Source organism: Haloferula sp. A504, assembly GCF_044385805.1.
GTDB lineage: Bacteria > Verrucomicrobiota > Verrucomicrobiia > Verrucomicrobiales > Akkermansiaceae > Haloferula.
In genome coordinates this window covers 1-14035 of sequence record NZ_JBISBU010000026.1, presented here as the reverse complement: position 1 = coordinate 14035, position 14035 = coordinate 1, and the positions used below count along the sequence as shown (strand labels likewise).

Genomic DNA, 14035 nt, shown 5'->3' with positions numbered 1-14035 from the left:
CATTTCCATCGATTGGGATCTGGTCGAGAAGGCGGATGCCTCCTTTCTTCCGCATTGGAGGGTGAAAGGAGGAACCTACGCCGTCACCTTCAGGCTGGGTGATTCACTTCCGGCAAAGGTCGTCGAAGACTACCGTTCGAAGCGGAACCTGCTGCTCGCCCGTCTGGAGAAGCTGTCCAAGTCCTCCGGTTCGCGAAGCGTTCGTGGGGAGTTGATCGATCTGCGAAACGAGCTCGGCAGCCTGCGCGAGAACCTCGTTGAAACCGAAATGGATCGCGGACATGGCGAGTGCCTGTTCGGGAATGAAGAGTTGGCGGCGGTCATGGCGGAGTGTCTCGGTCATTTCGACGGTGAGCGCTACGACCTCCTCGCTTGGTGTGTGATGCCGAATCATGTGCATGCCGTCCTGCGACCGAAGGAAGGCCACGAACTTGAGAGGATCCTCCACACCTGGAAAAGCTTCACGGCGCACGAGCTCAATCGCCGCCTGGGCCGGGAAGCAGAGCTATGGCAGAAGGAGAGCTACGATCATCTCGTGCGCGACACGGCGGATCTCCGGGCGCAGGTGAAGTATGTGCTGGCGAATCCGGTCAAGGCGGGGCTTCACGGCTGGAAATGGGTGGGAACGGTTTATGAAGAACTTGCGGCGGGCCGCCGCAACCACGGCCTGCCCCGGGCCGGGGCAGCCACTTCACTCACCCCCACCTACGACCCTTTCTCCTATGAACGCCGTAGGTCCGAGGTGGTGGAAGTCATGGGCCACGAGCTGGGTGGTGACCGCGAGATCCGCGTCTTCACGAGCCAGGAAAAATGGAATGCCGTGGCGCACAAGATCGCCAAGATGGGCGACTACAAGCCGGAGATCGTGCTGGAGAAATCCGGCGTGGTGGCCGTCGATCCTCGCGACGAGGAGGCCATCGCCGGGATCAACCGCTCGGAAACCCCGAAGCTGGTGACCGTGGCCGACGGGCTGGAGATGGAAACCATCCACGCCTTCCGCATGCTCGCCTTCCGCCTCGATGCCCGGCACCCGATCCTGCTCAAGGACACGCTGCAACCGGCGAAGGAGAGCGGCGACTTCGTCGAAACCCTGCTGGTGGCCTCGCGGGTGATCGGCTCGCTGATCTGCGACGGCATCGGCGACGCCATCCTCGTCCAGGGCGAGCCGGCGCCGGGCCAGTCACTACGACTCTCTTACAACATCCTCCAGGCCTCGGGCGCACGCATCTTCAAGACCGACTACGTCGCCTGCCCGAGCTGCGGGCGCACGCTCTTCAACCTGCAGACGACCACCCAGAAGATCCGCGAGGCCACCGGCCATCTCAAGGGAGTGCGCATCGCGGTCATGGGCTGCATCGTCAACGGTCCCGGCGAGATGGCGGATGCCGACTTCGGCTACGTCGGGGGGGCACCGGGCAAGATCAACCTCTACGTCGGCAAGCAGGCGGTGAAGTTCAACATTCCGGCCGAGGAAGCGGTCGACCGGCTGGTCGACCTGATCCGTGAGCACGGGAAATGGATCGACGCGCCCGCCGAGCAGCCTGCCGAAGTCTGAACGATGCCCGAGAGCGACACGCTGCTGGAGCAGGACACGGCGCTGGACCAGCCGTGGAACGTGGTCGTTTACGACGATCCGGTGAACCTGATGGACTACGTGACCTGGGTCTTCATGAAGGTTCTGTCCCTTCCGAAAAGCGTCGCGGAGAGGCGCATGCGCGAGGTGCACGAGCAGGGCCGCTCGGTGGTCTGGAACGGCGGCCGGGAGGAGGCGGAACTCTACACCCAGCAGCTCCAGTCCCACCAACTCCAGGCGAAGATGGAGAAGCCCGGCGAATGAAGGCCGCGCCCACATTGGACGGCAGGATCCGCATCGACATCGAGGATGCACTGGATCTGGCGGTGCTGCGGGCGATCGTGGCCGATGCCCATGCGCGCGACGACGATCTGGCCTCGCGTCTGGCGGCCGGCATCGACCCGGACCTCGCCGAAGACTGGGACGACTATGTGCTGCCCGAGCTGCGTGGATCCTTCAATGCCCAGCTGGAGACCATCGTCGGGGTGCTGGGAAAGGTCACGCCCGGCGAGACCTTCTTCATCGGGCGGGAAGATGCGGAAGCGTGGTTCGGCGGCTTGAACCAGGCGCGCCTGGCCCTGGAGGAGCGCTACCACCTCTCGGAGAACGAGGGCATCGAGGAGGACGACGAAGTGAAGTCCGCCGGGATCCGGAGCCACTTCTACCAGATGCTCCAGGGAATGCTGCTGCACTTCCTCATGGACGGAGATGCGCTCTGATCCGCCGCTTCACCCGGTCGATCCCGAGTTCCGCCTGGCAGCGTCCGTCCAGCAGGCATCGATCGGCGAGGCAGGGCGAGCACTCGACCTTGCGGCGGATGGCCGCGTGGCGCGTGCCGAGCGGCCGGATGGACCGTGGATCGCCGGGGCCATAGAGTACGATGCAGGTCGTACCAAAGGCGGCGGCAACATGGGGGAGCGACGCGTCGGCGCCGATCAACCAATCGAAGCGGCCGGCCCCGGTCGGGTCCGCCAGATCGACGAGCTCGATGCCCGTTTCGGCCGCGATCCGCCCGCCAAGAGGGCCCCGTGCGATCCGCACTTGTGAGGGATCCGGCACGATGGAGCCGATCAGCTCGAGCCAGCGTTCCAGCGGCCACTCGAAGTGGGCACCGAAGTCGCTGTCGGGGGCGATGAGCGCGGTGCCGGCATCGCGCGATTTCGCAAGCGGTTCGAACCACCGGGGTTCGTTCGGTCGGGCTCCGAGCAGCGCGGCGGTGTCGAGAAACCGCCGGACCTGATGCTCGGGCGGGCCGGGAACCACCGTTCGCTCGAGGGGGTGGGTCAGGTGTTTTGCGAGGTCGGGTGCCGGGAGTCCGGTCCGGTGCGGGATGCCCGCCTTGGCACAGGCCTTGGCCGCGGCACCGCCCTCCCACAGGAGTGCTCGCGGCAGGTCGGGCACGATCGAGGCCAGCCGGCCCGGATTTTCCTCGTGGGCGATGACTTCCGGAAAACCGGCGAGGCTCCAGAAGGATTCCTGGCGGGCCCCGCAGAGAACGGTCACCTCGGCCACGTCGGCCAGCGCACGGGTCGCGGGCAGCGAGAAGCAGGCATCCCGCCAGGTCGACGGGGCCACGACCAGCAGGGGTTCGGCCACGCGAGGAAGCTAGGGAGCGTTGCCCGACCCCGGCAAGTCACCATCGTGAATCCGCAAGGGGGCGAATTTCTCCGGTTGGTGGAAATCCGGCTCGTCGCCACCCAGGCGGGTGACGCTGAGGAAGCGCAGTGCGGGTGAATCGAGGATGAAGCTGACATTGGCCATCGTGCCCGGCCCGAAATCGAGGCGATCGCGCAGCGACGACAGTGGCAGCGACATCGCGGTGATCCACGAGCCATCGGCCTGCGTTTCGGCGTGGGTCCGGACGTCCGGCCATTCCCGGTCCTCTTCGTGGGCCCTCCGCCGGGGAGCGGTGAACTCGCAGCTCCACCAGGCACCGTTCGGCGCGAGATTGAGTTCCAGGTAGCGGCCACCCTCGGGCGCTGCGAGGAACAACTCCGCCACGTCGTGCCGCCAGAGTCCGGCGGCGAAGGCGCCCGGGGCGGCATCGGGGTGCCCGCGAGCCGGCTGCCGCCGGGTCGCGACGAACCAGAGGCGGACGGGATCAATGGCGAGGCTCCATCCGACCGGCGGATCCACGGGATTTCCGAACCAGTCCCGATGGACTCCGAAAATCGTCAGGTCGAGCCCGCCCCATTCCAGCACCCGGTCCGACGATATCGCTATCATGGCGACGGCATACAATCTGCTGCGCCCGAGGTCGACTCCGGGAGTCAGCTTAATGGCTTCAGCTCAATGAATTGTCCGAAATTCTGATTAATGCATTCGCGTATTGCGATTGTTCATCGGTAAGGTAAGACACCGACAGCGCAGATGGCCCGCCGCAGATCCAATCGCCTCGACACAATCGAATACATCGGTCCCCGGCCGCAAAAGCCGGCGAAACGACCCAATTTCCTGCTCGGCTGGGTGGTGCTTCTGGTGGCGGCCGGAGCCGTCTACTTCTTCGGTAAGCCGTTCCTTCCGCTCCTTCAGGCTCAGCAAGTTGCGCCAACTTCAGAGCGGGCCAACGCCCTCATCGGCGAGCTCCAGCCGTCAGCTGCCATCGGTGATCGCCTCGCCGCCGCCGCGCTGCAGCGGACCCAGTCGTCGGTGGTCTATGAGGATGCGTACTACAAGATTCCCTACCCCAACGGAGACATCCCCTCGGGCAAGGGTCGTGCCGAGGATCTGGTGGTCCGGTCGTACCGCGCTTTGGGCGTCGATCTCCAGCAGCGGGTCCATGAGGACATGAGCCGGAATTTTTCCGAGTACCCGCAGATTTTCGGGCGCAAGTCGGCCGATGCCAACATCGATCACCGCCTGACCGCCAATCTCCAACGTTTTTTCCGGCGTTCGGGTGCCGAGTTGCTCACCAGCGGCGTCGAAGGGGACGCGCCCAGCCGTGAGGCGGGGGATTACCGGCCCGGCGACGTGGTGACCTGGCGCCTGGCGGGAGGCCGCAGCCACATCGGCATCGTGGTTCCGGGTCCCGGCGAAAATCGTTCCGAGCCATGGGTCGTCCACAACATCGGCGAAGGACCGGTGTGGGAGAACTGCCTGTTCAACTTCAAGATCATCGGCCACTACCGCTACACCGGCGAGGAAGGCGTCGATGTGAGCGTGCTCGCCCCGACCTACTGATCCCCACTCGCGGGATGCCCCGGTGGGGTGGAATTTCCGAAAGTCCCGGGGATCAATGGTTTCGTGATCCACCCGACCGATCCGCCGGTTGGCACGGCGCGTCCGGCCTTTCCCGGAAAAAGGAAGTGCTGCCAGGGAACCGCGGCAAATCCGGACAAGCTACCGTTGCTCCGATCAAGGCCTGGCGGGATTCACCTGCCGAACCTCCACGGCCCCTGACAGCGGGCGGAGTGAACACGCGCCGGCACGATGGTGCAAGGGGTTTTGGGCCGGGCCCGGGTAACGGGGGGCGGTTTGGCCCGAGCGTCGGCACCCGAAGGGCTGATCCGTCCCCTTGGGGCTCTTGAGCTCCCGGCCACCCGCTTTTCCACAGGCTCACTCCGGCCGCAAGACGACGCGGAAGCCGAGGTCGGGCCGGCGTTGGAGGCGGTTGGGGGTCCACTCGCGGGCGAGGGCACCGTTGGCCGGGCGATCGTAGGACCCGCCGATGATGACGTGGTGCCGGGGACCGAGCGGGTTGGCCGGATTGACCGCCGGGCGGCGCGTCCACTCGGCGACCGATCCCGCCATGCCCCGGAGTCCGTTCGGTGTCCGGTCCTGATTGCCGATCTCGGTGACCGGGCCCCACGCGGATGGCTGGAGGGCTCCGGGGTTCGTCGCCTTGGCCCGGAGGGCGGCGAACCACTGTTCCTGGGTGGGAAGTCGGGCACCCTTCCAGTTGCAAAAGGCCGAGGCATCCCACCAGTCGACGTTGACCACCGGGCAGAACAGATCCATCTGCCGGCCCCGCCACATCGCCCCGTCACGGGCGGCATCGAGCATGGCCTGCCAGTCGTCCGGCTCGTGTCCCTTTTTCTCCGCGGGCTGGCCTTCGACGTCGAAGACGTCCCGCTCGCCGGGTTCGAGGCGCTCGAGCACCTGGAGAAACTGGAGGTATTCCCCGATGGTCACCTCGCAGGCACCGATTTCAAAGGCCCCCAGGGATTCCTCGTCGCCGTCCGGAGTCGGATGCACGCCGGCCGGGATGAAGACCGGATCGGGAAGAGTGGGCTCGGTGACGGGAACCTCCGCTTCATTCTTCGGAAGCAGGATGGTGATGGCGGCAGCGATGACGATGAGGCCGGTGACCATGGCCAGCACCGCCGGGACTTTGGACTTCCGCTTTGCCGGTTGCGTGCGCGGTGCGGTGGGCAGCGGGCGCGTCTCGCGCAGTTGTTCCTCGATCTGCTCGCCGTAGGAGCGGATCGAACTCCAGGTCAGCGGCTTTTCCACCCCTTCGCCGCGCATCCACGCGAGCACCGTGAGCACGCGGCTGGCACCCGGCAGACCGTCGGCCACCAGCGGCGGCAGCTCCCTGCCGAGACGAACGATGTCCGCCTCGACGACGGCCGGATTGAACTTGCCGGAGCGGACGGTGTTGTCGAGGCGGACCACGCCGTGGGCGTCGAAGTGGATGTCGCCGGGAGTGAGGGGGCGGGTGGCGCAATCGTTGGCCTCGAGTTGCAGCATGGCCTCGGCGGTACGGCGGAAGACGTGGGCGAGGTCGGCGGGACGCATGGCCTCACGGGCCCTCAGGCGGTCCGCCAGGGTGCTGCCGCTGACGAATTCCAGTGCGGCGAAGCACTCGCCGTCGTCGACCGCCTCGTAAACCGACCCGATCAGGGGGTGATCGACCGAGGCCTTGGCCCGGATGTGGCCGAGGAAGTCCTCGCGCCGGGACGGATCGGTCAGCTCGACCAGCCGGACCTTCCGCCCGACCGACGCCTGCTCGGCGAGCCAGAACACTTCGCCGTCGCGTTCTTCGAGTTTCTCAAGCAGGCGGTAGTCGCCGAGCGTGCGGGATTCCATCGGGCTTCAGCGTTCGGCGGGGAAAGGGGGCAGGACCGGTTCCAGCGGGATCTCGTCGTCGAGCGGCGGCAGCAGGGAGCCGTCGAAATTCAGGTCCTCATCGAGAAACACCGGATCCTGACGCCCGGCCGGCTCGACCCGGCTGCGCGAGGCCAGGTGGCGCGGCCATGCCTGACTGTCGATCAACTCGTTCTTGTAGGTCAGCTCGACCACCTGCCCGTAGTACTTGCGGCGGCCGAACAGATGCTCGTCGGCGGGGGTCGCGCGGGGGATGGTGTAGGTCACCCGCATCGCTTCCTCACCGCCGAGCCAGTCGATCGGGGCGGTGGGCCAGGCGATGGTCGCCTGGGCCGCCACCGCCGCTTCGCCGAGCGCATTCATCACCTCACCCTGGGGCGACTCGTCGAAGAAGTGCACGGCCACCATGAAGTCCTCGGGCTTCGGCTCATGGCCCGGAGCCGCGCGCACCGGGATCGTGAGCACGACCCGCTCGCCATCGGGAAAGCGGTCGTCCTTGAAGATGCGGGTCCGCCCCAGTGCCAGCTTGCCACGCATGTCGGTGGGCATGGAGATGCCGTCGCGCAGTTTCCTGGCGGCGAGCGGATAGAGCGCTCCCGCCCGGGTCGTGCCCATCTGGAAGACCTCCTGGTAGGCGGCCGCGGCCTTGTCGGCCAGCGAGGGATCGAAGGCGGCCATCGTTTCATAGACCATGCCGAGCTCGAAGTGCACGTTCGGCTCGTCGGGGTCCTTGGCCCGGGCCTCTTCGAGCTTCACGATCGCCTTGCCCATGTCCTCGGCCACGCGGGCCTCGCGGGCCTCGGTCACGAGACGCTCGACCCGTGGATCGGCGATGGCGGGGGCATCCAGCTCTCGTGCCGGCGGCAGCGGGTCCGCGGCGACCAGCTCGGGAACCGGCGGCAGTGCGACGACCGGGTCGGGTTTCGCCGCCGCGGGGGACTCGGGCGCGACATTCACCAGGCGGGTGACGATGCGTTCCTCGACCACCACCTCGCGGCTCGCCTCGAGGCGGATCGCCAGCGCCACGCCCGCGGCGAGAAGCTGGACGAATGCAACCAGACCGAGCACCCAGCACGAAAGCCGGAAGCACAGGTTGGGGCCGGTTCGGGCGCCACTCGGATTCACCCGGCAACGGTAGGCGCGCGCCGCCGCCGGGAGCAAGACGGGATTCCCGCCGGAAACTTGGCGCTTGGCAGCGGAGTGGGCGCCGGTAGAGGTGGACGCGTGACGCCGAACGTTGCCCGCCGCCGGCCCCGGCTCGACGCCCTCACGCCGAGCGAGGTGGCGTCGCGCCTGCGTCACCGGCCCGGCTTCGTCTTTTTCGACACGGCCGGGAATGTGCCCTCCGACCGGGGCGCGCCGCTGTCCATTCTTGCCGCGGATCCCACCGAAGTCTTCAAAGGCTCGATTCACGATCCTTCGGACCGTGCCCGGTTGAGTGCGCGCCTTGCCGAGCGCGGTGGCGCGCTTCCCTCGGCAGACCGTGGATTTCCCGAGGGCGGCCTGTGCGGTTGGGTGGACTACGAAGGGCGGTTTGTCTTCGGCGACTATCCGGAGATGCTGGTGCACACCCCCGACGGTGGCTGGCACGAGGTCGGCGACCTTTCCGGGCGCCTCGCCGATACCCCGGCGGAGCCCGTCGTCGTCGGCCCGTTGCGGGAGACCTGGACGCGCCGGCGGTTTGTCGAAGGCGTGCGCCGGATCCGTGAATGGATCGCGGCCGGCGACATCTACCAGGTCAACCTCGCCCAGCGCTTCGAGGCGGAAGTACGAGGTTCGTCGTTGTTTTCCCTGTACGAGCGCCTGCGCGAGGCGTCGCCGGCGCCGATGGCCGCCTGGCTGTCGCTGGACGGGAAGGAGGTTCTTTCCTCCTCTCCCGAGACCTTCCTGCGGATTTCGGGGCGCGGGATCGAAACGCGCCCGATCAAGGGCACCCGCCCCCGCTTCGCCGATCCGGCGGACGACCGCCGCTCGGCCGTCGAGCTGCAGACCTCGCCGAAGGAGATCGCCGAGCTGGTGATGATCACCGACCTGATGCGCAACGACCTCGGGCAGGTCTGCGAGTTCGGCAGCGTGCAGGTGGACGAGATGCTGCGGCTCGAGACCCTTGCCCAGGTGCATCACCTTGTTTCCACGGTTCGCGGGCGGCTGCGCGGGGATGTCGGCGCGGTCGATGCCCTGGCGGCGTGCTTTCCCGGCGGCAGCATCACCGGGGCTCCGAAGCGGCGGGCGATGGAGATCATCCACGAACTCGAGCAGGAGGCGCGGGGCCTTTACTGCGGCGCGATCGGCTACCTCGGCTACCACGGCGAGAGTCAGTTCAACATTGCCATCCGCACGATCGTCCGCGAGGGCGGGCGGCTGCATTTCCATACCGGTGCCGGCATCGTTGCCGACTCGGATCCGGAAAAGGAGTACGAAGAGACCCTGCACAAGGCCGCCGGCATCCGGCTGGCGCTGGAGAGCTTTTGAGGCCCGGGCCGGGACGCCGGGGAGGGCGACGGCTTCGGACCGGTTCGAGCTTTCTGCAGAACCTTCCGGGTAAGACACTGACCCGTCTTGTCTTCGGGGTCGCTTGTGCCAGAGTCGACGGGCGCCGGGAGCGCGGTCAGTCGCCCCGGCGATCAACCCATTCCCCGAACCCATGTCGATTCGCATGATCGCCGGCAGCGAAGTTGCCGAGCTGCTCCCCATGGACCGCGCCATCGAGCTGACCCGGGAGGGATTCCGGGCGCTGGCCGAAGGACGCACCGAAATGCCGGTCCGGCAAAAAGTCGAGATGGCCGATGGTGACATGCTGCTCAAGCCATGCTGTCTGCCGGGGCGTGGAATGACGGTGAAGCTGGTGACGACCTGTGCGGGAAACCCGGACAAGGGACTGCCTTTGGTCCAGGGAATCGTGCTGGTCTTCGATGACGTCACCGGCACTCCCCGGGCGGTGATCGATGCCGGCCAGCTGACCTCCATCCGGACCGGTGCCGGCGGCGGGCTGGCCGCCGACCTGCTGGCGTGTCCCGACAGCTGTGCGGTCGCCCTGATCGGGGCCGGGGTGCAGGCGCGCCAGCAGTTGCTGGCGGCCATGACGGTGAGAAACATCAAGTATGTGACGGTGTTTGATCCTTCGGATGAAGCCGTCGAGATCCTCAAGAGCGAGTTCGGTGCAATGCCGGATCCTCCGGTGATCACCCGGACCCGGCAGTCGGATGAAGGGGTGGCGGATGCCGACATCGTGATCACCGCCACCACCAGCCCGGTGCCCACGTTTCACGGAAGCGTCCTGCGGCCCGGCACGCATGTGAATGCGATCGGCGCCTACCGGCCGGACCGGCGCGAGCTGGACGAGGACACCATGCGCCGCTCCTACGTGGTCGTGGATGGAATGGCGGCCGCAGGCCGCGAGGCCGGCGAAGTGCTGATCCCGGGCATCACTCCGGATGCCGAACTCGGGGAACTCGTGACAGGAGCCAAGTCGGGGCGGACCAGCCAGGATGAGATCACCGTCTTCAAGTCGGTCGGCATGGCCATCCAGGATGCGGTCAGCGCCTGTTACGTGCTCGAGGAAGCCGAACGGCTGAATGTCGGTCGGGAAGTCACCCTCGCGGACGTCCCGGTCGGTCCCTGCCTGTCGAACGGACTCGAGTTCGAGGCATACATGCCGGAAATTTAGGGCGTGGCCGGGCCTTCCAGGCCCGGTCACATCCCGCTCCGATCAGAATCCCTGCTGCTCGGTGCGCTTGATGATCTCTTCCTGAAGCTCGGGCGTCAGGTTCACGAAGTAGTCCGAGTAGCCGGCCACGCGCACGATCAGGTCGCGGTGCTTCTCCGGATGCTCGCGGGCTTCGAGCAGCGTCTCGCGGGTCACGACGTTGAACTGGATGTGGTGGGCATCCTTGGCGAAGTAGCCGCGGACCAAGTGGACGAAGTGGTCGATGCCCTGCTTGTCGTCGAGAAGGGTGGGCGTGAGCTTGAGGTTGAGCAGCGTGCCGCCGGTCTTGATGTGGTCGAATTTCGCCGCCGAGTTGAGCACGGCGGTCGGTCCCCGGCGGTCCGCACCCTGTACCGGCGAGATGCCCTCGCTGACGGTCTCGCCGCTCCGCTTGCCGTCCGGCAGCGCGCCGGTCACCTTGCCGAAATAGACGTGGCAGGTGGTCGGCAGCATGTCCACGCGGTGGTACCCGCCGCGGACGTTCGGCCGACCGTCGATGTGCTTCCAGAAGGACTCGAAGACCCGCGAGGTGAGGTTGTCGGCGCGGTCGTCGTCGTTTCCGTACTTCGGCGTCTTTTCGAGAAAATCGTGGTGCAGTTCGGCGTGGCCGTCGAAGTCGGCGTCGAGCGCGGCGAGCATCTCGTCCCAGGTGCAGCGGCCGGTCTCGAAGAGGTTGTGGCGGATCGACGCCAGCCCGTCGGTCACGGTGCCCAGCCCGACGCCCTGGATGTAGGTCGAGTTGTAGCGGGCGCCACCCTGGTGGTAGTCGCGGCCGTTGGCGATGCAGTCGTCGAGCAGCAGCGAAAGAAAGGGCACGGGCATGTACTTCGCGAACAGCGTCTCGATCAGGTTGTTGCCGCGGATCTTGATGCTGATGAAGTGCTGCAACTGCTTCTCGAAGGCGTCGAAGAACTCATCGAAGCTCTTGAACGAGCGCGGATCGCCGGTCTCGATGCCGATCCTCTTTCCGCTGCGGGGGTCGGTTCCGTTGTGCAGGGTGATCTCGAGCACCTTCGGCAGGTTGAAGTAGCCGCTGAGGAAGTAGGCCTCGCGCCCGAAGGCGCCGGCCTCGACGCAACCCGAGCAGCCGCCCGTGCGCGCGTCTTCAAGCGACTTGCCCTGTCGGATCAGCTCCTGCACGACGGCGTCGGTGTTGAAAATCGAAGGCTGCCCGAAGCCGGTCTTCACGATTCGCGCGGTGCGGCGGAGCAGGCGGTCGGGGTTCTTCTTCGACACCTGCACCATCGAGCTCGGCTGCAGCAGCCGCATCTCCTCGATCACGTCGAGGATGAGGAAGCTGAGTTCGTTCACCGCGTCGCTGCCGTCGGGCTTCACGCCGCCGACGTTGATCAGCGCGAAGTCGGTGTAGGTGCCGCTTTCCGCCGCTGTCACGCCGACCTTCGGCGGGGCGGGGTGGTTGTGGAACTTGATCCAGAATGCCTGCAGCAGTTCGCGGGCCCGTTCCTCGTCGAGCGTGCCGTCCTCGAGCCCCTTCTGATAGAAAGGCCACAGGTGCTGGTCGAGCCGGCCCGGGTTGAACGAGTCCCAGGGATTGAGCTCGGTGACCACGCCGACGTGGACGAACCAGTAGTACTGCAGCGCCTCGTGGAAATTCTCCGGTGCGTTGGCCGGCACCTTGCGGCAGACCTCCGCCATCGCCCGCAGCTCCGCCGCGCGTTCGTCATCCGCGCAATTCCCGGTCTCGGCATCGAGCCGGCCGGCGTATCGCTGCGCGTAACGGATCAGGGCGTCGGCGCAGGTGTCCATCGCGCGCAGTTCCTCGCGCCTTTCGTAAGCCAGCGGATCGGCCTCGAAATCGAGCGCGGCGATCGCGTCGCGGATCTCGAGCTTCAGGTCGAGCATCCCCTTGCGGTAGATCGTGTCGCCGAGCACCGTGTGGCCCGGCGTCCGCTGCTCCTGAAATTCGGTGAAGATCCCGGCCTCGTAGCAGTCGTGCCACTCCGGCGGCAGCTCGCGGAACATGCGCTCCCGCTGCGAGCGGCCCTCCCAGAACGGCCGGATGGTCTCCAGGTGTTCCTTTTTCTCCTCCGCGCCGACCCGGTAGGGGATCTTCTCGCGTCCATCGAGCATCTCGAGGTCCTCCGCGGTGTGGATGCAGATCTCGGGATAGGTCGGAACCGCCGCAGGTGCCGGCCCGCGTTCGCCGACGATCAGCTCGCCCTCGCCGAGATACAGCTCCTTGCGGTCGAAGATGCTGGCGAAGACCATCGCCCGCTGCATCGGCACCGAGGCGCGCGCGAACTCCGGCGAGGCGGCCGTCTCGGTCACGATCCTCGCCCGCTCGTTGCTGATCCGCGGCACCGCCGCCAGTGTGGCTTCCCGCAGTTTCCGGATTCGTTCGTTCATGGGATGTGGATTTGAAAACTAACGACCGACCCAAGGGTCGAAGCCCGCCCCGGCAAATTGCGCCCGCACCGCTTCCACTTCCTCCCCGCTCGGCGGCTCCACGCCGGCCATCCGGTTCGTCAGTCCCAGCCGAGCGTATTTTCCCGCCGCAATCCGATGATAGGGCAGCACCGATACCCGCCGGAACCTCGTCCCGCGCAGGAACCCGATCATTGCCTCGATGGCATCCGGATCGTCGTTCACCCCGGGTATCAGCGGCACGCGGATCCAGGTCTCCACGTCGAGGCCGTCCAGCATCTCCAGGTTCTCGAGGATGGTCACGTTGCTCACGCCGGTCCACCGGCGGTGCACCTCGTCGTCGATCGCCTTGAGGTCGTAGAGGATCAGGTCGCAGTTCGCCGCCGCCTTTTCGAGCACTCCCGACTCCGCGCAGCCGCTCGTGTCCAGCGCGGTGTGCAGCTCACGACGCCGACAGGTCTTCAGCAGCTCGATCGAGAACTCCGCCTGTTCCAGCGGCTCCCCGCCGGAAAGGGTGATCCCGCCCCCCGAACGGTCGTAGTAGGGGATGTCCCGCTCGAGCTCGCGGACCAGCTCCTCGACGGTCCAGTCGCGCAGGCAAAGCTCCGACTCCGCATGCCCGGGCTCGACCAGCGCGAAGGCCTCCGGGTTGTGGCACCACGCGCAGCGCATCGGGCAGCCGGTGAAGAACACCGTCGAGCGGATTCCGGGACCGTCGTGGATTGCGAAGCGCTTGACGTCGAAGGTCCGCCCCACGAGTCCACCCCCGCCGTCCCGGTCGGTCCGCATCCGGACCTCCGGTCGGCCAGACAGCGGGCACGGAGAAAGACTTGGCATCACAGCAAAGTTTGCCCGAGGGGTTGGCATCCGGTCAATTCGCCACGGACGAGTTGGCGAAAATCACAGCGGAGGCTCGGGAATCCGACCCCTCAAGTGGGGCGACAAAGCCAGCCGGGAGGCATCCCCCGGCTTTCCGCCGTGCCGGCGGGCCATGGCGCTGGCAGAAATTCCGACGGGGTGCCTACTTCATCGCCACCACCAGCGCGGCCAGCAGGATGATCAGGACCGAAATCAGGGCGTTGCCGGCGATCAGGCCGGAGGCGACGGGCACGCTGTAGGTGTCCGCCTGTTCCTTCTTCTTGCGCTGCGCCCCCGGTCCCAAACCAGAAGAACACCCTGCGCAAGCCAGATGCTGCAATGCAGCACCCCCTTCAAATGACCCCTTCAAAACGCTCAACCGACTGGCCTCACGCGCAAGGCCCGCAGGGAAAACAGGCGGGCTTCGGCCGACTCGCGAATTGGCCGCGCGCCGTTCTTCCTCTTGG

The 14035-nt window shown here is 66.6% G+C and carries 13 protein-coding genes and 1 other RNA gene; 6 read left to right on the top strand and 8 right to left on the bottom strand.

The genetic code is table 11. The features are described from left to right. Window positions 1–268: 268 nt before the first annotated feature. Genes ACG2LG_RS13135 through ACG2LG_RS13125 form a run of 3 tightly spaced genes read left to right on the top strand, consistent with a single transcriptional unit; the run spans window position 269 to window position 2292 of the window. Window positions 269–1555, top strand: coding sequence for an REP-associated tyrosine transposase (locus tag ACG2LG_RS13135; protein ID WP_396259735.1), 1287 nt, complete (start codon window positions 269–271; stop codon window positions 1553–1555). Between the two features lie 3 nt (window positions 1556–1558). After that, entirely contained in the window at window positions 1559–1837 is a 279-nt protein-coding gene (locus tag ACG2LG_RS13130; protein WP_396259673.1) for an ATP-dependent Clp protease adaptor ClpS, read from the top strand. After that, window positions 1834–2292, top strand: coding sequence for a hypothetical protein (locus tag ACG2LG_RS13125; RefSeq protein ID WP_396259671.1), 459 nt, complete (start codon window positions 1834–1836; stop codon window positions 2290–2292). Before ACG2LG_RS13130 ends, ACG2LG_RS13125 begins: the two co-directional genes overlap by 4 nt. Here ACG2LG_RS13125 and ACG2LG_RS13120 read toward each other — a convergent pair. Together ACG2LG_RS13120 and ACG2LG_RS13115 are read right to left on the bottom strand one after the other, a co-directional pair. Further along, window positions 2270–3169, bottom strand: a complete 900-nt coding sequence (locus ACG2LG_RS13120; RefSeq protein WP_396259670.1) for a glycosyltransferase family 9 protein — start codon at window positions 3167–3169, stop codon at window positions 2270–2272. The genes ACG2LG_RS13125 and ACG2LG_RS13120 overlap by 23 nt on opposite strands. Window positions 3170–3178: 9 nt before the next feature. Beyond that, on the bottom strand, window positions 3179–3799 hold the full coding sequence (locus ACG2LG_RS13115; RefSeq protein WP_396259668.1) for a hypothetical protein: 621 nt from the start codon (window positions 3797–3799) through the stop codon (window positions 3179–3181). A 144-nt stretch (window positions 3800–3943) separates the two neighbouring features. On the opposite strand from ACG2LG_RS13115, the gene ACG2LG_RS13110 reads away from it, so the two are divergent. Beyond that, window positions 3944–4753 carry a DUF1287 domain-containing protein gene (locus ACG2LG_RS13110; protein WP_396259666.1) on the top strand — a complete coding sequence of 270 codons (810 nt, stop codon included), beginning with the start codon at window positions 3944–3946 and terminating at the stop codon, window positions 4751–4753. 126 nt (window positions 4754–4879) lie between these two features. Here ACG2LG_RS13110 and ffs read toward each other — a convergent pair. From ffs to ACG2LG_RS13095, 3 genes are all read right to left on the bottom strand, one after another. Then, window positions 4880–4974: signal recognition particle sRNA small type (gene ffs, locus ACG2LG_RS13105), an RNA gene on the bottom strand. Between the two features lie 154 nt (window positions 4975–5128). After that, window positions 5129–6601: an SUMF1/EgtB/PvdO family nonheme iron enzyme gene (locus ACG2LG_RS13100; RefSeq protein WP_396259665.1), complete on the bottom strand. Its 1473-nt coding sequence runs from the start codon at window positions 6599–6601 to the stop codon at window positions 5129–5131. A gap of 6 nt (window positions 6602–6607) precedes the next feature. Next, window positions 6608–7744 carry a tetratricopeptide repeat protein gene (locus tag ACG2LG_RS13095; protein ID WP_396259664.1) on the bottom strand — a complete coding sequence of 379 codons (1137 nt, stop codon included), beginning with the start codon at window positions 7742–7744 and terminating at the stop codon, window positions 6608–6610. Between the two features lie 99 nt (window positions 7745–7843). Between ACG2LG_RS13095 and pabB the strand changes: the two genes are divergently transcribed. Both pabB and ACG2LG_RS13085 read left to right on the top strand, forming a co-directional pair. Then, on the top strand, window positions 7844–9091 hold the full coding sequence (gene pabB, locus ACG2LG_RS13090; RefSeq protein ID WP_396259663.1) for an aminodeoxychorismate synthase component I: 1248 nt from the start codon (window positions 7844–7846) through the stop codon (window positions 9089–9091). A gap of 172 nt (window positions 9092–9263) precedes the next feature. Further along, entirely contained in the window at window positions 9264–10286 is a 1023-nt protein-coding gene (locus tag ACG2LG_RS13085) for an ornithine cyclodeaminase family protein (RefSeq protein WP_396259661.1), read from the top strand. 42 nt (window positions 10287–10328) lie between these two features. Here the strand turns inward: ACG2LG_RS13085 and hypD are convergent, their stop codons facing one another. The 3 genes from hypD to ACG2LG_RS13070 form a co-directional block, all read right to left on the bottom strand. Beyond that, window positions 10329–12692, bottom strand: a complete 2364-nt coding sequence (gene hypD, locus ACG2LG_RS13080; protein ID WP_396259659.1) for a trans-4-hydroxy-L-proline dehydratase — start codon at window positions 12690–12692, stop codon at window positions 10329–10331. Between the two features lie 18 nt (window positions 12693–12710). Continuing rightward, window positions 12711–13547 carry a glycyl-radical enzyme activating protein gene (locus tag ACG2LG_RS13075; protein WP_396259658.1) on the bottom strand — a complete coding sequence of 279 codons (837 nt, stop codon included), beginning with the start codon at window positions 13545–13547 and terminating at the stop codon, window positions 12711–12713. A gap of 184 nt (window positions 13548–13731) precedes the next feature. After that, the coding region (locus ACG2LG_RS13070; RefSeq protein WP_396259656.1) for a hypothetical protein at window positions 13732–14035 on the bottom strand (304 nt) is incomplete at its 5' end.

Coding starts and splice junctions, on each gene's coding strand:
- ACG2LG_RS13135 (WP_396259735.1), top strand. CDS start 269: ATGGATCGCGGACATGGCGAGTGCCTGTTCGGGAATGAAGAGTTGGCG.
- ACG2LG_RS13130 (WP_396259673.1), top strand. CDS start 1,559: ATGCCCGAGAGCGACACGCTGCTGGAGCAGGACACGGCGCTGGACCAG.
- ACG2LG_RS13125 (WP_396259671.1), top strand. CDS start 1,834: ATGAAGGCCGCGCCCACATTGGACGGCAGGATCCGCATCGACATCGAG.
- ACG2LG_RS13115 (WP_396259668.1), bottom strand. CDS start 3,799: ATGATAGCGATATCGTCGGACCGGGTGCTGGAATGGGGCGGGCTCGAC.
- ACG2LG_RS13110 (WP_396259666.1), top strand. CDS start 3,944: ATGGCCCGCCGCAGATCCAATCGCCTCGACACAATCGAATACATCGGT.
- ACG2LG_RS13100 (WP_396259665.1), bottom strand. CDS start 6,601: ATGGAATCCCGCACGCTCGGCGACTACCGCCTGCTTGAGAAACTCGAA.
- ACG2LG_RS13085 (WP_396259661.1), top strand. CDS start 9,264: ATGTCGATTCGCATGATCGCCGGCAGCGAAGTTGCCGAGCTGCTCCCC.
- hypD (WP_396259659.1), bottom strand. CDS start 12,692: ATGAACGAACGAATCCGGAAACTGCGGGAAGCCACACTGGCGGCGGTG.
- ACG2LG_RS13075 (WP_396259658.1), bottom strand. CDS start 13,547: ATGCCAAGTCTTTCTCCGTGCCCGCTGTCTGGCCGACCGGAGGTCCGG.